30 protein-coding genes are annotated in these 26,850 nt (G+C 39.0%); 27 read left to right on the plus strand and 3 right to left on the minus strand.

Going from position 1 to position 26,850, the window contains the following annotated elements; genetic code table 11:
• Positions 1 to 452: 452 nt before the first annotated feature.
• Positions 453 to 1,070 (plus strand): hypothetical protein, encoded by a 618-nt coding sequence (locus tag ACMZ6U_RS01565; RefSeq protein WP_416105914.1) that lies wholly within the window; start codon positions 453 to 455, stop codon positions 1,068 to 1,070.
• Positions 1,071 to 1,240: 170 nt separating this feature from the next.
• On the opposite strand, the gene ACMZ6U_RS01570 is transcribed toward ACMZ6U_RS01565, so the two are convergent.
• Positions 1,241 to 1,879: a copper homeostasis protein CutC gene (locus ACMZ6U_RS01570; protein ID WP_416105915.1), complete on the minus strand. Its 639-nt coding sequence runs from the start codon at positions 1,877 to 1,879 to the stop codon at positions 1,241 to 1,243.
• Positions 1,880 to 2,049: 170 nt separating this feature from the next.
• On the opposite strand from ACMZ6U_RS01570, the gene serC reads away from it, so the two are divergent.
• The 7 genes from serC to ACMZ6U_RS01605 all read left to right on the plus strand — a co-directional run bounded on the left by serC (position 2,050) and on the right by ACMZ6U_RS01605 (position 8,550).
• A complete protein-coding gene (gene serC / locus ACMZ6U_RS01575) occupies positions 2,050 to 3,141 on the plus strand; it encodes a 3-phosphoserine/phosphohydroxythreonine transaminase (protein WP_416105916.1) in 1,092 nt (363 codons plus the stop codon).
• The gene (locus tag ACMZ6U_RS01580; RefSeq protein ID WP_416105917.1) at positions 3,141 to 3,689 is read left to right on the plus strand and encodes a GNAT family N-acetyltransferase; all 549 of its coding nucleotides are present in this window, start codon (positions 3,141 to 3,143) and stop codon (positions 3,687 to 3,689) included. Before serC ends, ACMZ6U_RS01580 begins: the two co-directional genes overlap by 1 nt.
• Positions 3,690 to 3,768: 79 nt before the next feature.
• Positions 3,769 to 4,959: a 3-phosphoglycerate dehydrogenase family protein gene (locus ACMZ6U_RS01585; RefSeq protein ID WP_416105918.1), complete on the plus strand. Its 1,191-nt coding sequence runs from the start codon at positions 3,769 to 3,771 to the stop codon at positions 4,957 to 4,959.
• Between the two features lie 58 nt (positions 4,960 to 5,017).
• Positions 5,018 to 5,200 (plus strand): DUF6440 family protein, encoded by a 183-nt coding sequence (locus ACMZ6U_RS01590; RefSeq protein WP_218654102.1) that lies wholly within the window; start codon positions 5,018 to 5,020, stop codon positions 5,198 to 5,200.
• 161 nt (positions 5,201 to 5,361) lie between these two features.
• Positions 5,362 to 5,607: a hypothetical protein gene (locus ACMZ6U_RS01595; RefSeq protein ID WP_416105919.1), complete on the plus strand. Its 246-nt coding sequence runs from the start codon at positions 5,362 to 5,364 to the stop codon at positions 5,605 to 5,607.
• A gap of 1,294 nt (positions 5,608 to 6,901) precedes the next feature.
• Positions 6,902 to 7,417, plus strand: coding sequence for a GNAT family N-acetyltransferase (locus ACMZ6U_RS01600; protein ID WP_416105920.1), 516 nt, complete (start codon positions 6,902 to 6,904; stop codon positions 7,415 to 7,417).
• Positions 7,418 to 7,452: 35 nt separating this feature from the next.
• Positions 7,453 to 8,550 carry an MmcQ/YjbR family DNA-binding protein gene (locus ACMZ6U_RS01605; RefSeq protein WP_416105958.1) on the plus strand — a complete coding sequence of 366 codons (1,098 nt, stop codon included), beginning with the start codon at positions 7,453 to 7,455 and terminating at the stop codon, positions 8,548 to 8,550.
• 154 nt (positions 8,551 to 8,704) lie between these two features.
• Here the strand turns inward: ACMZ6U_RS01605 and ACMZ6U_RS01610 are convergent, their stop codons facing one another.
• Positions 8,705 to 9,613 carry a diacylglycerol/lipid kinase family protein gene (locus tag ACMZ6U_RS01610; RefSeq protein ID WP_416105921.1) on the minus strand — a complete coding sequence of 303 codons (909 nt, stop codon included), beginning with the start codon at positions 9,611 to 9,613 and terminating at the stop codon, positions 8,705 to 8,707.
• Positions 9,614 to 9,701: 88 nt separating this feature from the next.
• Between ACMZ6U_RS01610 and rsmD the strand changes: the two genes are divergently transcribed.
• The 11 genes from rsmD (at position 9,702) to ACMZ6U_RS01665 (ending at position 20,660) form a co-directional block, all read left to right on the plus strand.
• Entirely contained in the window at positions 9,702 to 10,241 is a 540-nt protein-coding gene (rsmD, locus tag ACMZ6U_RS01615; protein ID WP_416105922.1) for a 16S rRNA (guanine(966)-N(2))-methyltransferase RsmD, read from the plus strand.
• Positions 10,231 to 10,731, plus strand: coding sequence for a pantetheine-phosphate adenylyltransferase (gene coaD, locus ACMZ6U_RS01620; protein WP_416105923.1), 501 nt, complete (start codon positions 10,231 to 10,233; stop codon positions 10,729 to 10,731). Before rsmD ends, coaD begins: the two co-directional genes overlap by 11 nt.
• Positions 10,712 to 11,791, plus strand: coding sequence for a SepM family pheromone-processing serine protease (locus tag ACMZ6U_RS01625; RefSeq protein WP_416105924.1), 1,080 nt, complete (start codon positions 10,712 to 10,714; stop codon positions 11,789 to 11,791). Before coaD ends, ACMZ6U_RS01625 begins: the two co-directional genes overlap by 20 nt.
• 264 nt (positions 11,792 to 12,055) lie before the next feature.
• Entirely contained in the window at positions 12,056 to 13,039 is a 984-nt protein-coding gene (locus ACMZ6U_RS01630) for a LacI family DNA-binding transcriptional regulator (RefSeq protein ID WP_416105925.1), read from the plus strand.
• Positions 13,032 to 13,943, plus strand: a complete 912-nt coding sequence (rbsK, locus tag ACMZ6U_RS01635; RefSeq protein WP_416105926.1) for a ribokinase — start codon at positions 13,032 to 13,034, stop codon at positions 13,941 to 13,943. Before ACMZ6U_RS01630 ends, rbsK begins: the two co-directional genes overlap by 8 nt.
• Positions 13,918 to 14,316, plus strand: a complete 399-nt coding sequence (gene rbsD / locus ACMZ6U_RS01640; protein ID WP_416105927.1) for a D-ribose pyranase — start codon at positions 13,918 to 13,920, stop codon at positions 14,314 to 14,316. Before rbsK ends, rbsD begins: the two co-directional genes overlap by 26 nt.
• A 12-nt stretch (positions 14,317 to 14,328) precedes the next feature.
• Positions 14,329 to 15,807: a sugar ABC transporter ATP-binding protein gene (locus tag ACMZ6U_RS01645; RefSeq protein WP_416105928.1), complete on the plus strand. Its 1,479-nt coding sequence runs from the start codon at positions 14,329 to 14,331 to the stop codon at positions 15,805 to 15,807.
• Position 15,808: 1 nt separating this feature from the next.
• Complete coding sequence (locus ACMZ6U_RS01650) at positions 15,809 to 16,753, plus strand: ABC transporter permease subunit (RefSeq protein WP_416105929.1); 945 nt, start codon at positions 15,809 to 15,811, stop codon at positions 16,751 to 16,753.
• An 11-nt stretch (positions 16,754 to 16,764) separates the two neighbouring features.
• The gene (locus ACMZ6U_RS01655) at positions 16,765 to 17,733 is read left to right on the plus strand and encodes a substrate-binding domain-containing protein (protein WP_416105930.1); all 969 of its coding nucleotides are present in this window, start codon (positions 16,765 to 16,767) and stop codon (positions 17,731 to 17,733) included.
• 93 nt (positions 17,734 to 17,826) lie between these two features.
• Complete coding sequence (locus ACMZ6U_RS01660; RefSeq protein ID WP_416105931.1) at positions 17,827 to 20,277, plus strand: DNA translocase FtsK; 2,451 nt, start codon at positions 17,827 to 17,829, stop codon at positions 20,275 to 20,277.
• On the plus strand, positions 20,274 to 20,660 hold the full coding sequence (locus ACMZ6U_RS01665; RefSeq protein WP_416105932.1) for a VOC family protein: 387 nt from the start codon (positions 20,274 to 20,276) through the stop codon (positions 20,658 to 20,660). Before ACMZ6U_RS01660 ends, ACMZ6U_RS01665 begins: the two co-directional genes overlap by 4 nt.
• 38 nt (positions 20,661 to 20,698) lie before the next feature.
• Here ACMZ6U_RS01665 and ACMZ6U_RS01670 read toward each other — a convergent pair whose 3' ends face one another.
• Entirely contained in the window at positions 20,699 to 21,100 is a 402-nt protein-coding gene (locus ACMZ6U_RS01670) for a DUF3397 domain-containing protein (RefSeq protein ID WP_416105933.1), read from the minus strand.
• A 131-nt stretch (positions 21,101 to 21,231) separates the two neighbouring features.
• Here ACMZ6U_RS01670 and rplK point away from each other — a divergent pair, with 131 nt between their 5' ends.
• The 8 genes from rplK to ACMZ6U_RS01710 all read left to right on the plus strand — a co-directional run bounded on the left by rplK (position 21,232) and on the right by ACMZ6U_RS01710 (position 26,832).
• Positions 21,232 to 21,657 (plus strand): 50S ribosomal protein L11, encoded by a 426-nt coding sequence (gene rplK / locus ACMZ6U_RS01675; RefSeq protein WP_018380860.1) that lies wholly within the window; start codon positions 21,232 to 21,234, stop codon positions 21,655 to 21,657.
• A gap of 101 nt (positions 21,658 to 21,758) precedes the next feature.
• Positions 21,759 to 22,448: a 50S ribosomal protein L1 gene (gene rplA / locus ACMZ6U_RS01680; protein ID WP_017770022.1), complete on the plus strand. Its 690-nt coding sequence runs from the start codon at positions 21,759 to 21,761 to the stop codon at positions 22,446 to 22,448.
• A gap of 188 nt (positions 22,449 to 22,636) precedes the next feature.
• Positions 22,637 to 23,362, plus strand: a complete 726-nt coding sequence (gene pyrH, locus ACMZ6U_RS01685) for a UMP kinase (RefSeq protein WP_160543733.1) — start codon at positions 22,637 to 22,639, stop codon at positions 23,360 to 23,362.
• Between the two features lie 19 nt (positions 23,363 to 23,381).
• Positions 23,382 to 23,939 (plus strand): ribosome recycling factor, encoded by a 558-nt coding sequence (gene frr / locus ACMZ6U_RS01690; protein WP_115129811.1) that lies wholly within the window; start codon positions 23,382 to 23,384, stop codon positions 23,937 to 23,939.
• 94 nt (positions 23,940 to 24,033) lie between these two features.
• Positions 24,034 to 24,891, plus strand: coding sequence for a S1 RNA-binding domain-containing protein (locus ACMZ6U_RS01695; protein WP_416105934.1), 858 nt, complete (start codon positions 24,034 to 24,036; stop codon positions 24,889 to 24,891).
• Positions 24,892 to 24,971: 80 nt separating this feature from the next.
• Positions 24,972 to 25,481, plus strand: a complete 510-nt coding sequence (msrA, locus tag ACMZ6U_RS01700; protein WP_416105935.1) for a peptide-methionine (S)-S-oxide reductase MsrA — start codon at positions 24,972 to 24,974, stop codon at positions 25,479 to 25,481.
• Positions 25,478 to 25,693: a YozE family protein gene (locus ACMZ6U_RS01705; protein WP_062707489.1), complete on the plus strand. Its 216-nt coding sequence runs from the start codon at positions 25,478 to 25,480 to the stop codon at positions 25,691 to 25,693. Before msrA ends, ACMZ6U_RS01705 begins: the two co-directional genes overlap by 4 nt.
• Before the next feature lie 80 nt (positions 25,694 to 25,773).
• Complete coding sequence (locus ACMZ6U_RS01710; protein ID WP_416105936.1) at positions 25,774 to 26,832, plus strand: PhoH family protein; 1,059 nt, start codon at positions 25,774 to 25,776, stop codon at positions 26,830 to 26,832.
• The last annotated feature ends 18 nt before the right edge of the window (positions 26,833 to 26,850 follow it).

Here is a 26,850-nt window from a genome sequence, read left to right on the forward strand (position 1 = left end):
AATCTGTGGTATTCTTAAATAGTTCCATATGACACTTTCTAATGAGTTGTTTGGCGCTTTTCATTATAAGTCATGTGGGACTTTTTGCATACAGTCAAAAAGCCCTATAACATCCGCAGTGGATTTTACCCACTACAGAAATTATAGAGCCCTAATCACTCCGTATTCTTTGAACTTATGGCTGATAATCATAGAGAGTATATGTTTAAAATTGTGATCAAATTGACTTTTTTGTTGAAAACTTGTTAGTCTTATAACTAATTGTTAAGGGAAAATGTTTGACTTTTCGTCATCAAGAAAAATTTGTCTGTTTATTGAGATATTTTTGAGGAGGTAAGGATGGAGTTATGTCATCAACTGTTAATATTGTAAAATTGTCTGATGAAGCTAGATTGCCCTAATGATAAGGCTCTGTTACGATTAAGATAGTTTAAATAAAGGTGGTTATGATAATGAAAAAGTTTTTAAAAGTGACTTTAGTGACGGCATGCTTGCTAACAAGCGTTAGCTCGGGACAAGCCAATCATGTTGCAGCAGAGATGTTGCAAGAATTTGTTGACGATCAAGCTGATAATCAACAAGTTAGCATCAATCCTTGGAAAGAAGGGGATAATACCGTTTCAGGAAAGGCTTCAGCCAATCAGATGGTTAGTGTTAGATTCAAGAAGGGGAACGATAAGTGGGATGTCACTTCTGTAACTGTTCAAGCTGACCAAGAAGGACAATGGCAAGTAGCTGTTCCAAGAGATCTTTTTGATGGATGGATGCAGCTGGATATGCAGGTTTTTGCTAGAGCAACCGATGAGGCAACTGAAGCTGGTGGTGTTTTTGTTGAATTCGTTAATGCAACTGGTAAAAAATTGACTCAATCTCAAATTTTAGTCACTCCTATGACATCTCCACTAGGGAGTCGTTACGAGGCTATTCCACCAAGACGAATAAAGGACTTTTATGGTCAAGAGTATTGGTTTGTCGGTCGTGATAATGCTTATTCTGCTTATTCGGAACGTGTTACTAAGCATGATAAGACAGTTCGATTTATCTATGAGCCTGTCCAAGAATCAGAATAATACTCATTGAAAATCAAAATCTGATCTTGTCGAGTTTACCTTGATGACCTTCAGTGCTATCTGTGGCTCTTTTCCTAGTCAGATTTTAATTTATAATATGTCATACACAACGACATTCAAAATGATGATTTTTGATAACAGTTAAGAGACTGGGTAAACCAGCCTCTTTTTTATGATAGTAATCGTGTCCCATGAACTTGGGTAGCTCCTGTGAGTTTGACAAGTTCTTGGAAATTATCCTTAGTAATACCTCCACCGATTTGAATGTCAATACGATCTGCGGCATAGTCAACTAAAGCTTTTAAATGAGCAACATTATCAAAGATATCAGACTTGCTATCAGGATTCCCATGGGTTAGAATGCGTGTAAAACCATAGTCAATCAAGTCATCGATAGCCTGAAACTGGTCTTCTTGTGGAATGTGATCAAAAGCCATGTGAAAAACAAGGGGAAGACCTTGGGTTGATGGTAAGAGTTGTTCGATGGCTTCTGTGTCTAGTTGGTTGTCTTCTGTTAATAATCCTAATACAAGAGCATCAGATTCTAATTCGGCGGCACGGAGGATATCCTCTTCCATAGCACGTAGTTCAAGATCATTATAGACGAAGTTACCGCCACGGGGCCGAATCATAATAGCTGAGGAAATATGTTTGTCATGAAGGTAACGATTGGCTTCCTTGATAACACCATAAGACGGTGTGGTTCCACCGACAGCTAGGTTATCACAAAGTTCAACACGTGAGATATCTGGGCTATTTAGCCTATGGAGGTTGGTTAAGTTTTCAGCGCAAAATTCTTTGGTAATCATTTGTAGTCCTTTCAAGAGGGTTTGGATTTATTATATCATGAATGTTACTGATTTTCGTCAGCAACTGCTGTCGGTAAAAAACATCAAAAAACAATACTTTGTAGAAAAATTCTGATAATAATACACAATTTTGTGATATAATGAATTAATTTTAAATGGAGGTCGTGGTGATGACAATTTATAACTTTTCTGCAGGTCCTGCAGTATTGCCAAAAGAAGTGTTAAAAAAAGCCCAAGCTGAGTTTTTGGATTATGCCAACTCAGGCATGAGTGTTATGGAATTGTCCCACCGCTCCAAGGAATTTGATGACATTATCAAAAATGCTGAGCAATTGTTGCGAGAGTTGATGCAGATTCCAGATCATTATAAGGTTCTCTTTTTGCAAGGTGGTGCTTCAACACAGTTTTCCATGTTACCTTTAAATATGGCAAAGGGAAAGAAAGCTTATTACCTAGTTGCAGGATCTTGGGGTAACAAAGCCTATACTGAAGCGGTTAAACTCTCACAGACAATTCCTTTTGAACCCATTTGCTTGGCTTCATCTGAAGAGACTGGATTTGACCGTATTCCAGAATTTGATAGCAGTTTGATTGATCCGAAGGCGGCGTATGTTCATCTAACAACCAATAATACTATCGAGGGAACGAGTGTTTATCAACTACCTGAAACAAATGGTGTCCCTATTGTGGCTGACATGTCATCGAATATCTTAGCCATTGATTACAAGGTTTCTGATTTTGCTATGATTTATGCTGGTGCGCAAAAAAATATTGGGCCTGCTGGTGTGACGATTGTTATTGTCCGTGAGGATTTCTTGAATGATGAGCCTGCTCTTTCTAGCATGTTGGATTATCGCATCCAAGCAGAAAATGCTTCGCTTTATAATACGCCACCAACTTTTGGTATTTACATGGCTAAATTAGTTTTTGAACATGTGATATCTTTAGGTGGTGTTGCTAAAATGGAGGAACTTAATCGTCAAAAATCAAGCCTTCTTTATGATTTTATTGATAGGTCTGACTTTTATAAGAGCCCAGTTAAGTTTGCTAAGGATCGATCGCTAGCTAATATCCCTTTTGTGACACCGAATGCGGAACTCGATAAAGCCTTTAATCAAGCTGCAGATGAAGCAGGATTTAAAAATATCAAAGGTCACCGTAGTGTGGGGGGGATGCGAGCGAGTCTCTATAATGCTTTTCCGCTAGAAGGTGTAGAAGCACTGATCAGATTTATGAAAGCTTTTGAGGAGGAACATGGATAATGGAGCTACGTTTAGCACATCCCAACGAAGTAGATACTATTATGACCATTATAGAGGAAGCACGTGCCTTTCTTAAAGCGTCGGGTAGTGACCAGTGGCAGGGAAAATACCCTGCAGCCATTGATATCATTGATGATATTTTGCAAGGTCAAGCTTGGGTTGGATTGATTGATGGTGATATTGTTTCTTATGCTGCAGTCATTGTAGGACAAGATCCAGCCTATGAGAACATCACAGATGGCAAATGGAAACATGCTAATCATCAATATACTGTTTTCCATCGGGTTGCTGTTTCTAAGAAAGCTAGTGGGCAAAAAGTAGGGCAAACTTTCATCCAAGGTTTAATTGAAGGTCATAAGGGTCCAGATTTTCGTTGTGATACCCATCCTAAAAACCATATTATGCAGCATATTTTAGAAAAACTTGGTTACGTTTATTGTGGCAAAGTTATGTTTGAGGGGGAACGTTTAGCCTATCAGAAAATAAAGTCAACGTCTGAAACAGCAGATTATCAAGAGGTTGATGAGGGCCTTCGTTACGATCTATAATGTCTTACTTACAATAATTGCTAAAGAGTGTCAGATAGCGATATTTAGCTAACAGTTAATACGATTAGAGGAGATTTCTATGGTCTTTAGTGTCAAAACATTCAATAACATTAATAAAATTGGTTTGAAAGAATTAGGCAATGCCTTTCAAATTGATGGTGACTTAGCGGATAATCCAGACGCCTATATTTTACGTAGTCAACAGTTGCATGATGTGGATTTTCCAGATAATCTTAAAGCCATTGCCCGAGCAGGTGCTGGGACCAATAATATTCCCATTGATAAGGCGACAGAAGCAGGGATTGTTGTCTTTAACACACCAGGCGCCAATGCCAATGCTGTCAAAGAAGCCGTTTTAACAGCTATTTTGTTATCGGCGCGTGATTACCTATCTGCTAATAGTTGGGTAAATAGCCTGTCTGGTCATGATGTGCCCAAGCAAATTGAGGCTGGCAAATCCCAATTTGCTGGTTCAGAAATTTCAGGGAAAACGCTAGGTGTTATCGGTCTAGGTGCTATTGGTGCTAGGATTGCTAATGATGCGCGCCGTTTGGGCATGAATGTCCTAGGTTATGATCCTTATGTGTCTATTGAAACGGCATGGAATATTTCCAGTCATGTCAAACGAGTTAATGATCTAAAAGACATTTTTAGCCAATCTGACTATATCACTGTTCATATTCCTTTGACTGAGGATACTAAGCATATCTTTGATCGCACGGCTTTTGACCAAATGAAAAAAAATACTGTCATTATTAATTTTGCCCGTGCAGAACTTGTGGCTAATTCAGCTCTTTTTGATGCCCTTGAAACAGGGGGAGTTAGACGTTACATCACAGACTTTGGAACCCAAGAGCTCCTCAACAAAGAAGGAGTGATTGTTTTTCCACATGTGGGTGGCTCAACTGAGGAAGCGGAACTGAACTGTGCCATTATGGCCAGTCAGACGGTTCGACACTTCTTGGAGACTGGGGAGATCACTAACTCGGTTAATTTCCCGAACATGCATCAGGTTCAAGACGCCCCTTACCGTATTACTATTACCTTAATCAATAAAAATGTGCCTAATATTGTGGCTAAAATTTCGACAGCAGTTTCAGATTTGGACATTAACATTGATAATATCCTCAATCGTTCAAAAGGTGATTATGCCTATACCTTGCTAGATTTGGATGAAACGGACGCTGCTAAGATTGACCAGTTAGTGGCCTTGTTTGAAGACAGTGAGAACATCATTCGTGTGCGTTTGATTCCTTTGGAAAAATCCTAACCCTTTGACAGTGTCTTGTTATCATGCTAGGCTAGAAGTGTAGAGGAGGTATTGATTGATGTTTAACAAATCAAAGAAAAGTGATAATCGTTTTGAATACATTCCGATGAACTCAGGATCTTTAATCGTGGTTGATCAAGAAACTGGTGTCGAATATTATAAAGAAGGGATTGCCATGACAGTCTTATATGACACAGATGGCAAACCAAAAATCAACAAGGACTGGCGAGACAGTCACTAATGAAATGAAAGGAGAATTCTTATGGAATTAGTATTACCAAACAATTATGTTGTTCTTGAACAAGAAGAGATGATGTATCTTGAGGGGGGGGATTATCTGTACCTAATGGTGCTCTAGCTTTTGGTGTTAATTCCGCCATTAACGCTACAATTGCATATTTTATGGGTGGTGGCGGAGGAATTGCTTTATTTAAGGCTGCGATAAAAGTTGTTGGTCGACAAACATTTACTAGATTCCTAAGAGGAGCCTTAATAAACTTTATAGGTGTTCAAGCTGCAAATAGAATTTCTGGAACAGTTGTTGGTTTTGTCTTAGGAACAGGAGGCTTGAGTGTCGGTGGGATGTTAGCGAGACATTTGGATTCAGGAGATAAACATCCAAATAACGGCTGGTGGGATATTACATAATTTATGTGGCAAAAATATTTTTTAATCATCATAGCTCTTATTGGAGTACTACTTGTATTACTTAGCATGTATGTCATTCCATATATTGAAAAATATAAGGAAATGGAATTACCAATCTTTTTAATTGGGGTGATTATAATACTGGGATCTTTATTTTTAATAAAAATGTTTAATAAACCTTAGGGATTTCTAGAATCAACTTTGCAATACAACCTATACAGTTGGAGTAAAAAATTTTGAGAGTAGCTATTTGATAGATGCCTTTGCTTTTGTACATGAATTATATCATTCCAAAGATAGAAATAGGCTTTTAAAAATACAATCTATTGTATCTATTTATACTTATCTGATATCAGTATTATTGAAAATAATAGCACTATATTCAATCTGGTTCGGAAAAAATATTTCATGTTTAAACCGATATTAATAATTGATGTAATCATATTGCTAACATGTTTACTTCTTACGTTGATTATAGAGTCATATGCTTCTAATGAAGCAATCTCATTTTTAAAGGAAAATAAGTACATACAAAAAAACAATTAGTGGAATCTATCGCATTTTATGCTAAACTTAGCTATTGTTATCAGTTTATTGCCCATATTTTATTATCAATCATTCTATTCTATCTCATATGAATAAGTTATATACTTGAAAAACTATTTTGTCACAATAAAATTAGGGAACTATATACCAGTTTACACCAACCATAATATGTAGTATTTTCAACAATACCCCAAAAGGCGACTTCCTTTTGGAAATCGTCAAGCGATTGGAGGAAATACTAATCCACAGTGGTTTTTCCAAGTATAACACTTGGGCTTTGGCAGTAGCTAACTGCACTAAATATAATATAAGGAGGTTGGCAAAAGTCCAACCTCTTTATAGGATGTTCGTTATAACGGTCTAAGGCAGTGGTGGGGAGAAGAACTTAGCGGTATATCGCTTTTAGCCTTTCCTCTGTACAGTTGCTTAGGAACTTTAGTTTCAAGCAACCACTGCTGAATAGCTGTTTCTTTCGCATTTTACGATCGGAACTAAACCTAGAAGAGTAGATAAAAGCTGTGCTTTTTCTATCTGCACGCTCAAAAGTTTTGAAAGACCTTTTGAGCTAGGCGGGGGTGGTTGAATAAGTTTATGAAAGCTTTCAATCGGGCAATAAAACTTGTGAGGCAAGTGTCAAAAACTGTCCGGTGGATAGTCTCAGTTCTGAGACTTAAAACCATGTAGCGAAGACGAACTCTTTTTAGTTACAGGGTATTCTTCCCCACTGCCTTTTTAGTTTGGAGGTAAGATGGAAATTCGCAAGATAGCGTTAAGCGATCAAAAAGCTTTTTTTGATTTTGAAGATGAATTACTTGAGGATAAGCGCACCAACCCTTTTATCGAGTGGTGGCCAGTTGAAGATTTTAAGGCTTTTGTCTCTCAAAGTGATCTTTCAGAGGTCAAGCAGCTAGAGCAAAGCTACTCGCCCTTTACCCGCTATTTTGCCTTTGTTGATGGTGCCATAGCCGGTTTTGTCATTTGTTTCTGGGAGATGGAACATCCAGACTGCTTGACGTTGGGGCATCTGGGTTATATGGTGGCTCCTTCTTTTAGGCATCAAGGTGTCGCTCAAGCTTTGATAAATTTCGCCTTAAGTCAGTATCGGTCTCGAGGTATTGGACGTCTGCTTCTGGCAGCGCATGAGGACAACCAAGCCTCTCGTCAATTAATCGAAAAAATAGGTGGTCGAATGATTGCCCAAGAAACCGTTAATCACATGGGAAACCAGCTTAAGTCGGTTAGGTATGAGTTAATCATCAGCTAATCTGTAACGTAAGAGTGTTTAGTGAAAGGAAAATGATGTCATTGGAATCTGAGTTTTTTAAGAAGAAATACGTGCGATTTGAGCAACTAGAGCGCTTTGGTTTTGTTAAAGATCAGAAGGGCTATACTTATCGAGAGAATTTTTTAGATGGTCAATTCCAGGCTGTGATTAGGATTAAGGCTGATGGAGACCTTTTTGGTCAAGTGATAGATCTAGATTTAGACGAAGAATATGATGCCTTCCGAGCAAATTCAGCCCAAGGGAACTTTGTTGGTCAAGTTCGTGATGCTTATGGTCAGATGTTGACGAGGATAGCTGAGGAGTGCTTTGAGACTAGACTCTTTGAAAATGACCAGACGAATCGCCTAGCTACTTATCTAACAAGGACTTTTGGAGATGCAACAGATAATCCTTTTAAGAAATTTCCCTGTTTTACAGCTTTCAGACATCCTGCTAACGCTAAATGGTACGGTCTTGTTGGCTCAGTCAGGCGAGAGAAATTACAGTTGGGTGATGAAAAGTGGTCACAAGAAGCCTTGCAAGAAGAGGTTGAAATCATCAATATCAAGGTGGTATCCAATCGTTTACAAGAATTACTAAGACTGCCAGGAATTTATCCCTCTTATCATATGTCCAAGAAAACCTGGGGTACGATTACTTTGGATAATCGTCTAACAGATGAGGACCTGTTTGCCTTGGTTGAGGATAGCCGTTCACTGGTAGCACCTAAGGCCTTATCAAATCCTGATGGAACAGATTACTGGGTTATTCCGGCAAATCCTAAATATTATAATATCGATGCTGAATTTGCAGAGAATTCTGAGATTCTTTGGACACAAAAAGCCAGCATTAAAACTGGCGATTGGGTGTTGATTTACATGACGAGTCCTATTAAGGCTATTCGATATGCTTGTAAGGTTTTAGAAGTTGATATTGAGAATAAGGGACATCGTGACAATCCAAGGATTAAACAATTGATGAAACTCTCGCTAAAGCAAACATTTGGAGATGACCAACTACCCTTTGGATTGATGTCAGAAAAAGGTGTTCGAGCGGTCAGAGGACCTAGACGACTCAGTAAAGAATTGGTCGATTATCTTGAAGCAAACTTTCCTATTTTCAAAGGCTTATAAATTATAGTCTTCTTATGTGTAATTTTATAGACTCAGGAAGTGAATTGTAAAATGATCGGCATATTAACTTGGTAAGTTACTTAAAATAGTGACGAAGGATTATGTGGAGGTATCACATAGAGAAAAAAACATTGTTGCTACTTACCTATTGACATTATTTCTTAGGAACAATGACCGTGATGGCTTTGGGAAGCATCTGGATAAGGACGGGTAATTTACCTGCTACATCGCCATCAATCCGTACATTGGGGTTATTTTTATCTTTTTGTCGTACATTAACCAAGCGTAGTTCAGAAGCTTGAAAGGAATCCCAATGCTTAAATTGACTAAATGTACCAATACGGAAGAAGAAGTAAAAGAAAAAACGAATGAAGTGGGTTTTCTTTAACGTATAAACAGTGAAAAGCCCATCGTCTACAGTGTCTTTACGGTTAAAACCAGGAAGACCAGCGACAGTATTACTCATGGTAACTAAGAGTAATTTGGTTTTGATATATTGCTTTTTCTGATCTGAGATAGCTTGAATACGATAGGAGCGCCTGCGTAGAAAGATTTTCCAACCTGCTTTGATAAAGGCAAGAGCACCAAAACGACGTTTGTTTTCAGGAGTGACGCTAAGTGCCATATCAGCCATCAGACCAAGAGTTAGGCTAGAAATCATGTATTGATTGCTAACCTTTGCCATATCAATAGCTAGTCCTTGTCCAGAAAAAAGACTTTCTAAAGCTTTTTTAGTGTTTAGCGGAATTCCAAGAGATTTAGCTAAATTATTAACCGTTCCAGTTGGTATTAGACCTAAGCGAGCGTGACCGCCACCTTCATAGATACCTGCGCAAACAAGTTTGATGGTACCATCACCTCCTAACGGGATGATGACATCTACTTTATCTAGACAGGCTTCTTTTGCCATTTCTCTGGTTTCATTAGCAGATTTAGGATAGAAGGTCAAAATGTCTTTTTCAGCTATATTTTTTTCAATTAAGAATGTCTTGATGGTTTCAACCAATTGATCTTTATCACTTTTTCCAGATTGTTGATTGATGATTAATGCAAATCTTGTCATGTTTTTCCTTATTATCAAAAATTTAAAAATTATTATAGCATTTTTTAGGAGAATTATCTTAAAGAATTTTGCTATAATAGAAAACATTATGAGAGTAGTAGCAGGTACATTTGGAGGACGTCCCTTAAAGACGTTAGCAGGTAAAACGACTCGCCCCACAACTGATAAGGTCAAAGGGGCTATGTTTAATATGATTGGTCCCTTTTTTGATGGTGGTCGGGTGCTTGATTTGTATTCTGGAAGCGGTAGCCTTGGTATTGAGGCAGTTTCACGCGGTATGGATCATGCTGTCTTAGTTGAAAAAGACCGTTCAGCACAAGCTATTATCCAAGCCAATATTAAAATGACCAAGTCTGAAAAACAATTTCAATTGCTGAAGATGGATGATAAAAAAGCTCTGAGTCAGCTATCAGGACAGTTTGACTTGGTTCTCTTGGATCCGCCTTATGCAAAGGAACAAATTGTCAATGTTGTGACAGAGTTGGAAGCTAGAGGGTCACTAGCTGAGGATGTGATGATTGTTTGTGAGACTGACAAGATGGTAGTATTGCCAGAAGAAATCTCAGCCTTTGGTATTTGGAAACAAAAAATTTACGGAATTAGTAAGGTGACGGTATATGTCAGATAAGAAAATTGGCTTATTTACAGGGTCTTTTGATCCAGTAACCTTAGGGCATGTGGATTTGATTGCGCGTGCTAGTCAACTGTTTGACCAACTCTATGTTGGGATTTTTTACAATAAAGAAAAAGAAGGGCTGTTTAACATTGACCAGAGACGTCACATGCTTGAAAAAGCAGTGGCTGAACTTGAAAATGTGACGGTTATTACGGCTAATCATAGCCTTGCAGTTGATGTTGCAGCCAAGCTTAATGTGACTCATTTGGTGAGAGGATTACGTAATGGCAACGACTTGACTTATGAGGCTAATTTGGAATTTTTCAATAAACATTTGAACGCTAGTATTGATACCATTTACCTCATGTCAGCTAATCAATGGCAAGAAGTCAGCTCTAGTCGTATCCGGGAATTGATTTATTTTAAAGTAGATATCTCGGATTTTGTTCCTGAATCTGTTGTTAAAGAAGTGGAGAAAAAGCGTGAACAAACAAGAATTTAAAGTCATTGAGGAAAAACCTAAAAAGAATTCCCCTTTAAAATGGTGGTTACTAGGAATTGGAACAGCTATTTTACTGGCTGTTGCCTTCTTTCTCCCGCTGCCTTATTACATTGAAATGCCTGGGGGAGCCTATGATATTCGTGATGTTTTAGAAGTTGATGACAAAGAAGATAAAGCTAAAGGTTCTTATAATTTTGTCGCGATTTCTCAAATGCAGGCAACCCCGGTCGCTTTACTTTATGCTTGGGCAACTCCTTTTACCGATATTTCAACTGCTAAGGAGAGTTTGGGAAATTATACCGAAGAGGAGTACATTCGCCTCAATCAGTTTTATATGGAAACGTCACAAAATGAAGCGATCTACCAAGCTTTTAAATTAGCTGACAAACCTGTAGACTTAAAATACTTCGGTGTTTATGTTTTGGATGTGGCTAAGCACTCTACTTTTAAAGGAATTCTAGGTTTAGCAGATACTGTTACCGGTTTTAATGGTAAAACCTTTGAAAGTTCTAAGGAACTTATTGATTACGTTGCCAAACAAAAGATTGGGGATAAGGTGACCGTACAATATTTATCTGATGGCAAAGAAAAAGAAGCTTCTGGTAAAATCATTAAGCTAGATAATGGCAAGAATGGGATTGGAATAGGACTCGTAGATCATACCGAAGTTGAAACAAAAACGCCAGTTCATTTTTCAACAGGCAATGTTGGTGGACCGAGTGCAGGTCTTATGTTTACCTTGGATATTCTAGATCAAATCAATGAAGAAGATTTGAGAAAAGGACGTATGATTGCAGGTACTGGAACGATTGAAAAAGACGGTTCAGTCGGTGATATTGGTGGTGCGGATAAGAAGGTTGTTTCAGCAGCTAAAGATAAGGCTGAGATTTTCTTTGTACCAAACAATCCCCTCCCAAAAGCTTATTTGAAAGAACATCCTGATGCTAAAACCAATTATCAGGAAGCCAAAGAGGCTGCTAAGCGTATCCAGACAGACATGAAAATTATTCCAGTCAAGAATGTTCAGGATGCGATTGACTACTTGAAAAAAACGTCTTAAAACTAAACTAAGGTTCTGAGCGAAGAACCTTATAAATGAGCAAAATATCCCATATCATGTTATTTGAAAAACGTGATATGGGATATTTTTTTTATGAAAAGCAGTGGCTGAATTTTCTTATGAAATGGGTTGGAGATCACTTTTACGACTATTTTTGATGGAATTAAGCTTATTTTTATTTTTAAAAATGATTGACAAAAATAAAGTAAGCGATTACAATATAAAATATGAGAACGGTTCCACAAATAAAAAAGGAGGTTTTCTGTGGTTACGATAAAAGAAGTTGCAGAAGAAGCTGGTGTATCAAAATCAACAGTATCTCGTTATATTTCTCAAAAAGGTTATGTGGGACAGGACGCTCAAAAAAAGATAAAAAAGGCTATTCAGATCTTAAATTACAGCCCTAATGTTTTAGCACAATCCTTAAAATCACAACGCAATCAACTAGTCGGTTTGTTACTGCCAGATATTTCTAACCCATTTTTTCCTCGTCTCGCTAGGGGCGCTGAAGAGTTTTTAAAAGAACGTGGCTACCGAGTGATGTTGGGAAATATTGGTGAAGGAGATATTTTAGATGAAGATTATTTAAAAGTTTTACTCCAAACTAAGGCGGCAGGTATTATCACAACGCACGATTTTACAAAGACGCATCCGGATTTGGAAATTCCAGTGGTTGTTGTTGATAGGGTTGATCAAGAAACTGAGTATGGTGTTTTTTCAGATAATCGAGCTGGTGGTCGTCTAGCAGCTGAGAAGATTGTTCAAGCAGGTACTAGGAAGGTTTTATTGGTTCGAGGCCCGTCTGATGGTGCCCAGAGTATCAATCAGAGATTTGAAGCAGGACTGTGTTATTTTAAAGAAAACAAGATACCAGTAGCCATATCTGATAGTCAATCTTTTGATTTTGATGTCATTCAAAAAGAAGCAAAGATCATGCTAGATCAAAACCCTGATTGTGATAGTATTATGGCGCCTTCTGATGTCCATGCGATAGCTTATATTCATGAGATATTATCGCGTGGGAAAAACATTCCAGAAGATATTCAGATTATTGGCTATGATGATATTTTGATGAGTCGATTTATCTACCCATCCTTATCAACGATCCATCAGTCTTCTTATAGGCTGGGGCAGGAAGCAGCTGAATTGATTTATAAAATTGCCAATCAGTTACCAATAGAAGAAAAAAGAGTGCAATTGCCTGTCAGATACATTGAAAGGGAAACGTTAAGGAGGACATATGAGTAAAATCGTTATTATTGGCAGTATCTCCATGGACTTGGTTATGGAAACAGATCGTATTGCAGAGGCAGGTGAGACTGTTTTTGGAAAGCAGTTCTCCATGGTACCTGGTGGCAAAGGAGCTAACCAGGCGGTGGCCATTGGTCGTCTGAGTTCCAAAGATGATCATATTGAAATGCTAGGAGCTGTGGGACAGGATCAGTTTGGACCAAGTCTTTTGGAAAATTTAAATCAAAATCAGGTTATTTCCGTCCATGTGGGAACGATACCATATTCGACAGGTGTTGCGCAAATTACACTTTATGATGATGATAATCGCATTATCTACTGTCCGGGAGCCAACGGAGAAGTAGACGCCAGTCATTTTGACAGTGAATGGGATATTATCAAAAGCGCTGATTTAGTGGTTTTACAAAATGAGATCAGCCATTCAAGCAATTTAGCTGTCGCTCAATTTTGTCATCAAAATGGTGTCAAGGTTTTATATAATCCAGCACCATCGCGAGATACGGATATTGACATGTTAGACTTCGTAGATGTTTTTACCCCTAATGAACATGAGGTTAAAGAATTATTTCCGAATCAAGAGATAGAAGACGTTATCAAACACTACCCTAATAAACTCTTAGTAACTTTGGGAACAAAGGGATCCATTTTCTTTGACGGCAAGGAAATCCAGAAAGTGCCTGCTATTAAAGCAGAAGTTGTCGACACGACAGGAGCTGGAGATACCTTCAATGGTGCATTTGGCTACGCCTTTTCAAAAGGGATGGCCTTTAAAGACGCTGTAGGCTTTGGAACCTTAGCATCCCATCTATCTGTTCAAGGTTTTGGGGCACAGGGGGGAATGCCTTATTTAAATGAAATGAAAGAGAGTGGTTATTATGAAGAAACATGGGCTGTTGAATAGTAATTTGGCTAAAATGGCAGCTGATTTAGGTCATACAGATAGAGTGTGTATTGGTGATTTAGGATTACCTGTTCCTGATGGTGTTAGCAAAATCGATCTTGCTCTAAAATACGGTTTACCAAGCTTTCAAGATGTCCTTGATAACTATCTAGACAATATATTAGTTGAAAAAGTGATCTTAGCTGAGGAAATTAAGACTGAAAATTCTAAGCAGTTAGAGAGGATATTGAAAAAATTAGACGCTAGTGTTGACATTGTTTACGTCAGTCACGAAGAATTAAAAGCTCTGAATAAGCATGTCAAAGCAGTGGTTCGAACAGGTGAAGATACACCTTATTCTAATATTATTTTGCAGTCTGGTGTGACCCTATAGTGAGGTGAAGGCATGAAAATTGAAATGAGAAACATTTCAAAATCATTTGGAAATAATAAAGTTCTTGAAAAAATTGACTTAGAGCTACAGTCTGGGCAGATCCATGCTCTTATGGGTGAAAATGGTGCTGGTAAGTCAACCTTGATGAACATTTTAACGGGTTTGTTTCCAGCAACGAAAGGCACGATTACTATTGACGGAAAAGAAATGGCTTTTGCCAATCCGCAAGAGGCTGAGGAATTTGGGATCAGCTTTATCCATCAAGAAATGAATACCTGGTCAGATATGACGGTCTTGGAAAACTTATTTCTAGGGCGTGAAATCAAAAATAGCCTTGGTCTACTGAACCAAAAAGCGATGAAAGACAAAGCTAATCAGGCATTTGATCGTTTAGGGGTCTCTATTCCCTTGAATGCTGAGATTGGCAAGTTATCCGTTGGTCAGCAGCAAATGATTGAAATCGCTAAATCTTTGCTATCAGAAGTTTCCATCCTTATTATGGACGAACCGACTGCAGCTCTGACTGACCGAGAGACAGAGAAGCTCTTTTCAATCATCAATAGTCTGAAAGTACAAGGGGTTGGGATTGTTTACATTTCCCACCGTATGGAAGAAATTTTTAGAATAACGGATCTAATCACGGTTATGCGTGATGGCTTAGTGGTTGATACGACGCCTACCGATGAAACGACTTCAGACGAGTTGGTAAAAAAAATGGTGGGTAGAGAACTAGAAGACTACTATCCAGACAAGACAGCTAAGATTGGGGAGGTTGCTTTTGAAGTTCGTCATCTGAGTGGTAATGACTTTGAAGATGTTTCCTTTCAGGTTAGAAAGGGTGAAATTCTTGGCTTTTCAGGATTGATGGGAGCTGGGCGAACCGAAGTTATGCGAGCTATTTTTGGGATTGATACCTTAAAATCTGGTCAGATAAAGATAGATGGTCAGGAAGTTTCGATTGCAAATCCTGTTCAAGCTATTGAAAAGGGGATTGGATTCTTGACTGAAAACCGAAAGGATGAAGGGTTAATTCTGGACTTTTCGATTAAGGATAATATGACCTTGCCAAGTACACGAGATTTTAGTAAACACGGCTTTTTTGATGATAAGACCAGTACAGAATTTGTCAATCAGTTAATAGAACGGTTAAGAGTCAAGTCTGGAACACCAAAATTGCCTGTTGGCAATCTATCGGGTGGTAACCAACAAAAAGTAGTCCTTGCCAAATGGATTGGCATTGCTCCTAAAATATTGATTTTAGACGAACCAACACGGGGTGTTGACGTTGGGGCTAAACGAGAAATTTATCAATTGATGAATGAATTAGCAGAAAGAGGTGTTCCCATCATCATGGTATCATCAGACCTTCCAGAAATATTAGGTGTCAGTGATCGTATTATCGTTATGCATGAAGGTCATATCAGTGGTGAGCTTAGCCAATCAGAAGCTAACCAAGAATTAGTTATGCAGCTTGCGACAGGAGGACAATAGTGTGAAACAAGTAATGAAATATGTATCAGAATTAACAACTCTGATTGCCTTAGCGGCATTGATGGTTGTGATCACAATGCTCAATCCCAATTTTTTAACCACCAACAATTTACTCAACTTACTCTTACAAGTAACAGCTAATGGGTTTATTGCCTTTGGGATGACTTTCGTTATCTTAACAGGTGGGATTGATTTATCAGTTGGATCGATATTGGCTCTTTCTAGTGCCATATCAGCAGGTTTTATCGGTAGTGGCGTTCCAGTACCTTTGGCTATTGTATTAGCATTAGTTTTAGGTGGCTTATTTGGACTTTTGAATGGTTTCTTGGTCTCTTTTGGGAAATTGGCACCCTTTATCGTGACACTGGCTACAATGACTATTTTTAGAGGGGCTACCTTGGTCTATACAAACGGTAATCCTATTACAGCTGGTCTAAGTGATAGCTTTCTTTTCCAATTTCTTGGACAAGGTTATATTGTTGGAATACCGTTTCCAGTTATCTTGATGTTCCTTGTCTTTATTTTCTTATATGTGTTACTTCATAAAACAGCATTTGGGAAATCTGTATACGCTATAGGAGGTAATGAAAAAGCGGCGTATATCTCAGGTGTTAAATTAAATAAAGTAAAAATGATTATCTATACTATTTCAGGAATGATGGCAGCCGTATCAGGTTTGATAATCACTTCTCGATTAAGTTCAGCTCAACCAACTGCGGGAGCTAGCTATGAGATGGATGCTATCGCCGCTGTTGTTCTTGGGGGAACTTCTTTGTCAGGAGGTAAAGGTCGGATTATCGGAACCTTAATTGGTGCTCTTATTATCGGAGTTCTCAATAATGGTCTTAATATCATCGGTGTCTCAGCCTTCTGGCAACAAGTTGTTAAAGGTATTGTTATTATCATCGCCGTGCTACTGGATCGCTTGAAAGTAGCCAATCAGTAAAGGAGTTTATCATGAAAATTATGAAACAGTTTGGCCGTGTACTGCTTGTTTTAAGTCTTCTTATCATCTTAGCTGCCTGTGGTAAAACAGGCTTGGATAATGGCTCAAGCAACTCAGATAAAGAAGTTACTAAAAAAGAAGCTAAAGATTTAAATCTTGGGGTATCTATTTCAACCACTAATAATCCTTATTTCGTAGCCATGAAAGAAGGTATCGATAAATATGCTAAAGATAAAAGTGTTAAGGTAAAAGTAGCGGATGCACAAGATGATGCGGCAAGACAAGCAGATGATGTGCAAAACTTTGTTAGTCAAAATGTCGATGCGATTTTGATTAATCCTGTTGATTCAGATGCTATCGTACCAGCTATCAAAGCAGCTAATTCAGCAGACATCCCTGTTATTTTGATTGACCGTGGTAGCAACGGCGGTGATGTCTTGACAACCGTTGCATCAGATAATGTTGAAGCTGGAAAAATGGCAGCTGAATATATTATCAAAGAATTGGGGAAAGATGCTAAGACTTTTGAATTGTCAGGTGTTCCTGGAGCCTCAGCGACTGTAGACCGTGGCAATGGCTTTAATAAAGTGGCTAAAGACCAACTTGATATTTTATCAAGCCAATCAGCAAACTTTGACCGTGCCAAAGCATTGAATACGGCGCAAAATATGATTCAAGGTCATAAGGATGTTCAAGCTATCTTTGCACAAAATGATGAAATGGCTATGGGAGCAGCTCAAGCAGCCAAAGCAGCTGGACTTGAAAATGTCTTGATTGTTGGGATTGATGGCCAACCAGATGCTCATGAATCTATTAAAAAAGGAGCCATGTCAGCAACTATCGCCCAACAACCAGCTAAAATGGGAGAAATTGCTATCCAAGCTGCCATTGACCACTACCAAGGTAAAAAAGTCGAGAAACAAACTGTTTCACCAATCTTCCTTGTGACAAAAGATAATGTTGATGAGCACAATTGGTAAAGGTAACGACTGTATGTCATCTTCATAACAAGCCTAAAAAATGGGGTTGGGATTTTTATCTCAGCCTCTTTTTAAATATGCTATAATGGTGTCATGGCAAAAACAAGTACAAAAACAAAAGCCAAGGCTAGGAAAAAGCGTCGTCCTAGCAAGGCGGAAATTGCAAAACAAGCGGCTATCAGACGCATGATTATCAGCTTTTTAGTCGCTATTATCCTAATCTTTGGTGTTATTCGATTAGGCGTATTTGGTGTAACCGTCTATAACGTCATTCGTTTTTTTGTGGGAAGTTTAGCTTACCCAGCAATTCTTTTAATCTTTCTGAGTCTCTTTGGCTTTAGATGGTTTCAAAGACATGAGGGTGTTATGACAGGGATTGTTACCCTCTTTGTTGGTTTCTTATTAGAATGGCATGCTTACCTTTATACCCAACCTTTCTTACAAGGACAGGAAGTTTTCAAATCAACCTCTCGTCTCATTTATAGAGATCTTAGTCATTTTAGTGTGACACAGTTCCTCGGAGGCGGTATGTTTGGTGCCCTCTTGTACAAACCGACTGCCTTTTTATTTACGAATATTGGATCATTCTTTATTGGTTTTTTGATTATCGCTATTGGTGTTTTCATCATTAGCTCATGGGATCTTTATGATTTGTTAGAATTTCTTAGCCAAAAACGTGACGAATGGATGGCTAAGCATGAGATTAATAAGCAAGAACGCTTTGCCCGTCGCGAAGAAAAACGACAGCTAGCTCTGGAGAAAAAAGAGCAAGAAGCAGCTGAGAAAGCCGAAGCTGAGCGTTTAGCATCGCTTAATGTTGATCTAGAGACAGGTGAAATCCTAGGAAATAATTCAGCTAAGGATGAAGATATTCCTGAAGAAACATCAGAACGCAACATTGAGATTATCGGCTACGCGCCAGAAGAAGAAACGACTGACGTGCCGAGTTTTGATGAGAGTTTATTTGAGAATTCACCAATGGATGCCTATGAGCAAGAAAGTCAAGCAATGGAGATTCCGACTGAAGCCATTGATTTGGATGATTTGGATAATGATCCCGATCCACAAGTAGTTGTTGATTTTACACCAAAACAACATCTCAACTATAAATTACCTGGTATCGACCTGTTTGCAGCTGATAAACCTAAGAGTCAGGCTAAAGAGAAAAACATTGTTCGTCAAAATATTAAAATCCTAGAAGATACCTTTAAGAGTTTCAATATTGATGTCAAGGTAGAGCGGGCAGAGATTGGCCCATCTGTTACCAAGTACGAGGTTAAACCAGCTGTCGGTGTGCGTGTTAACCGTATCTCCAACCTAGCTGATGATTTAGCACTAGCTTTGGCAGCTAAAGACGTCCGTATCGAAGCACCTATCCCTGGAAAATCCTTGGTCGGTATTGAGGTTCCTAACTCAGAAATTGCGACAGTTTCCTTCCGTGAGCTTTGGGAACAATCCAGTGCCAAACCAGAAAACCTCTTGGAAATTCCACTTGGTAAGGCTGTCAATGGCAAAGCTCGTAGTTTTGACCTCTCCAAAATGCCCCATCTTCTTGTGGCTGGATCAACAGGTTCTGGTAAATCCGTTGCCGTCAATGGCATTATTTCCAGTATTTTGATGAAGGCTCGTCCAGATCAGGTTAAGTTTCTTATGGTTGATCCTAAAATGGTTGAGTTGTCTGTTTATAATGATATACCCCATCTCCTCATTCCCGTTGTGACCAATCCTCGTAAGGCTAGTAAAGCTCTGCAAAAGGTTGTTGATGAAATGGAAAATCGTTATGAACTCTTTAGCCAATTTGGCGTTCGAAATATTGCCGGTTATAATGCCAAAGTAGAAGCCTGGAATGCGAATTCAGAAGAAAAACATATTCCACTACCGCTGATTGTGGTCATTGTCGACGAGTTAGCTGACTTGATGATGGTTGCCAGCAAGGAAGTAGAAGATGCTATTATTCGTCTGGGACAAAAAGCGCGTGCGGCCGGAATCCACATGATTCTGGCCACACAGCGTCCATCTGTTGATGTTATTTCTGGCTTGATTAAAGCTAATGTTCCTTCTCGTGTAGCCTTTGCTGTATCATCTGGTACGGATAGTCGTACCATTTTAGATGAAAATGGTGCAGAAAAACTATTAGGACGTGGTGATATGCTCTTCAAGCCAATTGATGAAAATCACCCTGTTCGTTTACAAGGTTCCTTTATTTCAGATGATGATGTCGAACGTATCGTAACCTTTATCAAGGACCAAGCAGAAGCTGAATACGATGAGTCATTTGATCCGGGTGAGGTCACTGAAGCAGATATGGCAGCTTCTAGTGGTGGCGGAGCTTCTGAGGGAGACCCACTCTTTGAAGAGGCGAAAGCTCTAGTGCTTGAAACGCAGAAAGCCAGTGCTTCAATGATTCAACGACGTCTATCGGTTGGTTTCAACCGAGCGACTCGTCTCATGGAAGAATTAGAAGAAGCAGGCGTTATCGGACCAGCAGAAGGAACCAAGCCAAGAAAAGTACTTCAACCCCTCAATAAAAAGGAGACATCATGAATTTTGAGTCTATCCATCATCTTGCTATCATTGGTAGCGACTATGATAAAACTCGTCATTTCTACTGTGACTTATTAGGCTTTGAACAATTGGACGAGCATATTCGTCCTGAGAAAAATGACATTTTATTCAATGTCAGAAAAGGCAATCTCGTTTTAGAAATCTTTATTAAGCCAGATGCGCCAGCTAGACCGACTCTACCTCAGCCAGAACATCGAGGACTTCGCCATCTAGCCTTTAAAGTTTCTGATGTGGAAGCTTGTTTGGCAGAATTTGACCGTCTAGGTATCATACATGAACCTTTGCGTTGGGATGACTTTGATGGTAAAAAGATGAGCTTCTTTTTCGATCCAGACGGTCTACCTTTAGAGATTCATGAATAAAAAAGCAGTGTTCGATTCAGAACACTGTTTTTACGATATTAAGATGGTAAATTGAAAATGAGTAGAATAGTCGCTAGAAAAAAGAAAAAAGTGAGGAAGAAGTTGAGGCGCCAAAAAAACTTGAACCATCTTTTATAAGTAAAGGTTTTATTTTTTAGGAATTGCCAACAAGCAACGACAATGGCAAGGATGGAAATAGCGATTAGATAGTAGTAGATAAAGCTATGCTTAAAAAATTGTGAGCTAACTACTATGATTTCAAGGATATATAGGGGAACGGTGATATCCGGAAATTTAATCCCAAGCCGTCCTAGCTTGAAAAATTTGCAAATAATATAAGTGAAAATCGGAGTTAAAATGAGTAGGCTCGCACTGAGCACTTTAAACATGAATACTGACATAAGTTTATTGTAACGATTATCCGGCTCAAAGTAAATCATTTTAAGAAAAAAAGCATAAAAAACTTGAAATTTATTTCAGAATAAGTATAATAGAAAGGTATGCTAATGCATGCTTGTGGGAGGTAAAAATCTTTAATTACCGCCAAAACCACAATAGGAGGATTTTATTCATGGCTAAGAAAGTCGAAAACATTGTAAAACTTCAAATTCCTGCCGGTAAAGCGACACCAGCTCCACCAGTTGGACCAGCACTTGGTCAAGCAGGTATCAACATCATGGGATTCACTAAAGAATTTAACGCTCGTACAGCAGATCAAGCTGGTATGATCATCCCTGTTGTTATCTCAGTATACGAAGATAAATCATTTGATTTCGTTACTAAAACACCACCAGCTGCTGTTCTTTTGAAAAAAGCTGCAGGTGTTGAAAAAGGTTCTGGTGAGCCAAACAAAACGAAAGTTGCATCAGTTACTCGTGCACAAGTACAAGAAATTGCTGAAACTAAAATGCCAGATTTGAACGCAGCATCAGTTGAGTCTGCTATGCGTATGATCGAAGGTACTGCTCGTTCTATGGGATTCACTGTTACTGACTAATCAGTAAGAGACCCTGAACCCGCTAAACTTCATCGTCTATTTCGATGAGTGACGTGGGAGATGAAAATCGCTATTACCACATTACAAGGAGAAATTTTATAATGGCTAAAAAAAGTAAACAAATGCGTGCTGCACTTGAAAAAATCGACAGCACAAAAGCTTACAGCGTTGAAGAAGCTGTAGTGCTTGCTAAATCAACAAACTTCGCAAAATTTGATGCAACTGTAGAAGTATCATACAACCTTAACATTGACGTTAAGAAAGCTGACCAACAAATCCGTGGTGCAATGGTATTGCCTGCTGGAACTGGTAAAACTTCTCGCGTTCTTGTTTTTGCACGTGGTGCCAAAGCTGAAGAAGCTAAGGCAGCTGGTGCTGACTTCGTTGGTGAAGACGACCTTGTTCAAAAAATCCAAGGTGGTTGGTTAGATTTTGATGTTGTTATTGCTACACCAGATATGATGGCAGTTGTAGGTCGTCTTGGACGTGTCCTTGGACCTCGTAACCTTATGCCAAACCCTAAAACTGGTACCGTAACTATGGATGTTGCTAAAGCCGTTGAAGAGTCTAAAGGTGGTAAAATCACTTACCGTGCTGATAAAGCTGGTAACGTTCAAGCTCTTATCGGTAAAGTATCATTTGAAGATGAGAAATTGGTTGAAAACTTTAAAGCTCTTAATGATGTTATCGTTAAAGCAAAACCATCAACAGCTAAAGGTACTTACATCACAAACTTGACACTTACAACAACTCAAGGTGTTGGTATCAAAGTTGATCCTAACTCACTTTAATAAGTTGTTATAAAAAGCATTTACTTTGGTAAGTGCTTTTTTACTACGCTTATAGGTATCATAAAATAAATTATTTTGATTAAAAGTAAAAACCACAATGCAATCAGGCTATTAAATCAAGACACTTTATGATAAAATGGTAAAGATGAAGATATGTTATCATGTCAACTAATATTGAGGAGAAGAACATGGTTCAACCAAAATATAAACGTGTTTTGATTAAATTATCTGGAGAAGCTCTTGCTGGTGATCGTGGTGTCGGTATTGACATTAAGACTGTACAAGAGATGGCAAAAGAAATTGCTGAAGTTCATGCGTCAGGTATCCAGATTGCTCTTGTAATTGGTGGTGGAAATCTTTGGCGTGGTGAGCCAGCTGCAGAGGCTGGAATGGATCGTGTTCAAGCAGACTACACCGGTATGCTTGGTACGGTTATGAATGCCCTAGTGATGGCAGACAGCCTTCAGCAAGAAGGTGTCGATACCCGTGTCCAAACGGCTATCGCTATGCATAACGTCGCAGAACCTTATATTCGTGGTCGTGCCTTACGTCACCTTGAAAAAGACCGTGTAGTTATCTTTGGTGCAGGTATCGGGTCGCCGTATTTTTCAACAGATACAACAGCTGCCCTTCGTGCTGCTGAAATCGAGGCAGATGCTATCTTGATGGCTAAAAATGGCGTCGATGGTGTTTATAACGATGATCCACGTAAAAATGCTGATGCCGTTAAATTCGACGAATTGACACACGGTGAAGTGATTAAACGTGGCCTTAAGATCATGGATGCAACAGCGTCTGCTATCTCAATGGATAATGATATTGATCTGGTTGTCTTTAACATGAATGAACCAGGAAATATCAAACGTGTTGTTCTAGGTGAGCAAATTGGTACAACCGTCTCAAATAAAGCATAAAAGGATAAAGGATAAAACAATGACTAAAGAAATTATTGTAAACGCAAAAGAACGTTTTGAGCAATCACATCAATCACTAGCTCGTGAATTCGCTGGTATTCGTGCTGGTCGTGCTAATGCCAGTCTTCTAGACCGCATTCAAGTAGAATACTATGGTGCTCCAACACCACTTAACCAACTAGCATCAATCACAGTTCCTGAAGCACGTGTGCTTTTGATTTCACCATTTGATAAATCATCAATCAAAGATATCGAGCGTGCTATCAATGAATCTGACCTAGGAATTAACCCAGCTAACGATGGCTCAGTTATTCGTTTAGTCATCCCGCCACTTACTGAAGAAACTCGTAAAGACCTTGCTAAAGAAGTGAAAAAAGTTGGGGAAAATGCCAAAGTTGCTATCCGTAATATCCGTCGTGATGCTATGGATGATGCTAAAAAACAAGAGAAAAACAATGAAATCACTGAAGATGAGTTGCGCACTCTTGAAAAAGATATTCAAGCAGCAACAGATGAAGCTGTTAAGCATATCGATAGCATGGTTGCTAATAAAGAAAAAGAACTTCTAGAAGTTTAAGATAAGAATAAAAAACTAAAAGGCGGTGTGATGAAAGACCCGATTTGGGCGATTTGTCCCATTGCCTTTTTTGTCAAAGAAATAGAGAAAAAACATGAATGAATTACTAGGTACAGTTATCAGTGGTATGGTAACAGATGAAAATAGTCAAGCTTATTTTGTCCAAAAAGATGGGATAACCTTTGCACTCGCAAAAGAAGAGGGAGCACACCAGATTGGTGAGATGGTCAAAGGTTTTGTTTATACGGCTATGAGACAAAAACCGCGTTTGACTACCAAGGATATCGCGTCAACACGAACGACTTATGGATGGGGAACAGTTACTGATGTTCGTCGCGATTTGGGAGTCTTTGTCGATACAGGCATTCCAGAAAAGGAAATTGTTGTTTCCTTAGATGTCCTTCCAGAGATGAAAGAATTATGGCCTAAAAAGGGAGACCGTTTGTACATCAAACTTGATGTAGACCGTAAGGATCGTATTTGGGGTCTGCCTGCTGAAGCCGAAGTCTTTCAGAAAATGGCTGGACCAGCCTACGATAATATGCAAAATCAAACGTGGCCAGCTATTGTTTATCGCCTCAAACTGTCGGGAACATTCGTTTACCTACCAAAGAACAATATGTTAGGCTTTATTCACCCAAGTGAACGCTATGCTGAACCACGTCTCGGGCAAGTTCTAGATGCCCGTGTTATTGGTTTTCGTGAGGTTGATCGCACCTTAAATTTGTCGCTTAAACCGCGTTCCTTTGAGATGTTGGAAAATGATGCTCAGATGATTTTGACTTATCTAGAGTCAAATGGAGGTTTCATGACGCTTAATGATAAATCCTCCCCAGAAGATATCAAGGCAACTTTTGGGATTTCTAAAGGGCAGTTCAAAAAAGCACTAGGTGGATTGATGAAGGCTAAGAAAATTAAGCAAGATAGTCTCGGTACGGAGTTGATGGATTAGTTTTCAGAAAAAATAAAAAAATCTCAGACAATCTGGGATTTTTCTGTTACAATAAGAAAAAAATAAAGCGAGGTATGAGTATGGAAAGAGCGATATTTGCAGGCGGTTGTTTCTGGTGTATGGTGCAACCTTTCGAAGAAGAAGAGGGGATTTTATCTGTTCGTAGTGGTTATACAGGTGGTCACGTCCCAAATCCAACTTATGAGCAAGTTTGCAGTCATACAACTGGGCACACAGAGGCTGTGGAAATTATCTTTGATCCTGAAAAGGTGTCTTACAAGGATTTGGTAGAACTCTACTGGGCACAAACCGATCCAACGGACGCTTTTGGTCAGTTTGAAGATCGTGGCGATAACTATCGTCCAGTTATTTACTATACAACTGAAGCACAAAAGAAGATTGCGGAAGCCTCTAAGGCTGCACTAGACGCATCAGGTCGCTTTGATAAACCGATTGTGACAACGATTGAACCTGCTGAGACTTTTTATGAAGCAGAAGCATATCATCAAGGTTTCTATAAAACCAATCCTGAACGTTATGCAGCTTCAAGTGCTATTCGTCATCAGTTTCTAGAGGAGAATTGGCTTTGAGAAAATCCTTTTATACTTGGTTGATGACTGAGCGAAATCCTAAGTCAAATGCGCCAGTAGCTATCTTGGCTGATTTGGCTTTTGAAGATACGACATTTCCCAAGCATACAGATGACTTTGACCTTATCAGTCGCTACTTGGAAGATGAAGCTAGTTTTGCTTTCAATCTGAGTCATTTTGACCAGATTTGGGAAGATTATTTGGCACATTAAACTACAATATTCAAAAAATCCCTATTTTTAGGGATTTTTTGATATAATGAAAGTAATTTAACAAAGAAAAGGATTTAAGTTTGCAAGAATACTCTGTAGAAATTACCCTTAACCATCCCGATGATGTCTTGGCACTTTTCGGGACTAATGAGCGCCATTTACGCCTTATTGAAGAGCATCTTCAGGTTATTATTCATGCTAGAACTGAGCGTGTTCAGATTTTAGCTGATGAGCAAGAAGCAGTAGAGTTGGCACGTATCACTATTCAAGCTCTCCTTGTCTTGGTAGAACGTGGCATGACGGTTAACACATCTGATGTGGTGACGGCTCTCTCCATGGCTGAGAATGGAACCATCGATAAATTTGTAGCTCTTTATGAAGAAGAAATTATCAAGGATAGCTATGGCAAGCCCATTCGCGTTAAAACGCTAGGTCAAAAGGTTTATGTAGATAGCCTTAAGAAGCATGATGTGGTTTTCGGTATTGGTCCTGCTGGTACTGGGAAGACCTTTCTTGCGGTGACCTTGGCTGTCACAGCCCTCAAGCGTGGTCAGGTTAAGCGCATTATCTTGACGCGTCCTGCGGTAGAGGCTGGCGAGAGTTTAGGATTTCTACCGGGAGACTTAAAGGAAAAAGTTGATCCTTATCTTCGTCCTGTTTATGATGCTCTTTATCAGATTTTAGGTAAGGAGCAGACGACACGTCTCATGGAGCGTGAAATCATTGAGATTGCGCCATTAGCTTATATGCGTGGACGTACCTTGGATGATGCTTTTGTCATTTTGGATGAAGCGCAGAACACGACTATCATGCAAATGAAGATGTTCTTGACACGTCTTGGCTTTAATTCTAAGATGATTGTCAACGGTGATACCAGTCAAATTGACTTGCCTCGTAATGTAAAATCAGGTTTGATTGATGCAGCTGAAAAGTTAAAACGGATCAAACAGATTGATTTTGTTCACTTCTCAGCCAGTGATGTGGTTCGTCATCCAGTGGTTGCCGAAATCATCAATGCCTATGAAACCAAACCTTTGCATGAGTCGACTCAAAAGTCAACAGAAGAGAATCAAGCTTCTACAAAATCGGGTTTAACAACTTATGAAGTTATTGGGGAATTACCTGAGGATAAGGATTGAGTTTAGTGTTAACGTAAA

Origin of the sequence: Streptococcus pluranimalium (genome assembly GCF_047785745.1) — a bacterium.
Lineage (GTDB): Bacteria > Bacillota > Bacilli > Lactobacillales > Streptococcaceae > Streptococcus > Streptococcus pluranimalium_B.

Excerpts from the sequence above, each read along its gene's own strand:
- ACMZ6U_RS01580 (WP_416105917.1), top strand. The coding sequence starts at position 3,141 with ATGGAGCTACGTTTAGCACATCCCAACGAAGTAGATACTATTATGACC.
- ACMZ6U_RS01585 (WP_416105918.1), top strand. The coding sequence starts at position 3,769 with ATGGTCTTTAGTGTCAAAACATTCAATAACATTAATAAAATTGGTTTG.
- rbsK (WP_416105926.1), top strand. The coding sequence starts at position 13,032 with ATGAGTAAAATCGTTATTATTGGCAGTATCTCCATGGACTTGGTTATG.
- ACMZ6U_RS01670 (WP_416105933.1), bottom strand. The coding sequence starts at position 21,100 with ATGATTTACTTTGAGCCGGATAATCGTTACAATAAACTTATGTCAGTA.
- pyrH (WP_160543733.1), top strand. The coding sequence starts at position 22,637 with ATGGTTCAACCAAAATATAAACGTGTTTTGATTAAATTATCTGGAGAA.
- ACMZ6U_RS01600 (WP_416105920.1), top strand. The coding sequence starts at position 6,902 with ATGGAAATTCGCAAGATAGCGTTAAGCGATCAAAAAGCTTTTTTTGAT.
- ACMZ6U_RS01565 (WP_416105914.1), top strand. The coding sequence starts at position 453 with ATGAAAAAGTTTTTAAAAGTGACTTTAGTGACGGCATGCTTGCTAACA.
- ACMZ6U_RS01660 (WP_416105931.1), top strand. The coding sequence starts at position 17,827 with ATGGCAAAAACAAGTACAAAAACAAAAGCCAAGGCTAGGAAAAAGCGT.
- rbsD (WP_416105927.1), top strand. The coding sequence starts at position 13,918 with ATGAAGAAACATGGGCTGTTGAATAGTAATTTGGCTAAAATGGCAGCT.
- ACMZ6U_RS01595 (WP_416105919.1), top strand. The coding sequence starts at position 5,362 with ATGGGTGGTGGCGGAGGAATTGCTTTATTTAAGGCTGCGATAAAAGTT.
- rplK (WP_018380860.1), top strand. The coding sequence starts at position 21,232 with ATGGCTAAGAAAGTCGAAAACATTGTAAAACTTCAAATTCCTGCCGGT.
- ACMZ6U_RS01665 (WP_416105932.1), top strand. The coding sequence starts at position 20,274 with ATGAATTTTGAGTCTATCCATCATCTTGCTATCATTGGTAGCGACTAT.
- serC (WP_416105916.1), top strand. The coding sequence starts at position 2,050 with ATGACAATTTATAACTTTTCTGCAGGTCCTGCAGTATTGCCAAAAGAA.
- ACMZ6U_RS01645 (WP_416105928.1), top strand. The coding sequence starts at position 14,329 with ATGAAAATTGAAATGAGAAACATTTCAAAATCATTTGGAAATAATAAA.
- rsmD (WP_416105922.1), top strand. The coding sequence starts at position 9,702 with ATGAGAGTAGTAGCAGGTACATTTGGAGGACGTCCCTTAAAGACGTTA.
- ACMZ6U_RS01590 (WP_218654102.1), top strand. The coding sequence starts at position 5,018 with ATGTTTAACAAATCAAAGAAAAGTGATAATCGTTTTGAATACATTCCG.
- ACMZ6U_RS01655 (WP_416105930.1), top strand. The coding sequence starts at position 16,765 with ATGAAAATTATGAAACAGTTTGGCCGTGTACTGCTTGTTTTAAGTCTT.
- ACMZ6U_RS01570 (WP_416105915.1), bottom strand. The coding sequence starts at position 1,879 with ATGATTACCAAAGAATTTTGCGCTGAAAACTTAACCAACCTCCATAGG.
- frr (WP_115129811.1), top strand. The coding sequence starts at position 23,382 with ATGACTAAAGAAATTATTGTAAACGCAAAAGAACGTTTTGAGCAATCA.
- ACMZ6U_RS01610 (WP_416105921.1), bottom strand. The coding sequence starts at position 9,613 with ATGACAAGATTTGCATTAATCATCAATCAACAATCTGGAAAAAGTGAT.
- msrA (WP_416105935.1), top strand. The coding sequence starts at position 24,972 with ATGGAAAGAGCGATATTTGCAGGCGGTTGTTTCTGGTGTATGGTGCAA.
- rplA (WP_017770022.1), top strand. The coding sequence starts at position 21,759 with ATGGCTAAAAAAAGTAAACAAATGCGTGCTGCACTTGAAAAAATCGAC.
- coaD (WP_416105923.1), top strand. The coding sequence starts at position 10,231 with ATGTCAGATAAGAAAATTGGCTTATTTACAGGGTCTTTTGATCCAGTA.
- ACMZ6U_RS01605 (WP_416105958.1), top strand. The coding sequence starts at position 7,453 with ATGTCATTGGAATCTGAGTTTTTTAAGAAGAAATACGTGCGATTTGAG.
- ACMZ6U_RS01695 (WP_416105934.1), top strand. The coding sequence starts at position 24,034 with ATGAATGAATTACTAGGTACAGTTATCAGTGGTATGGTAACAGATGAA.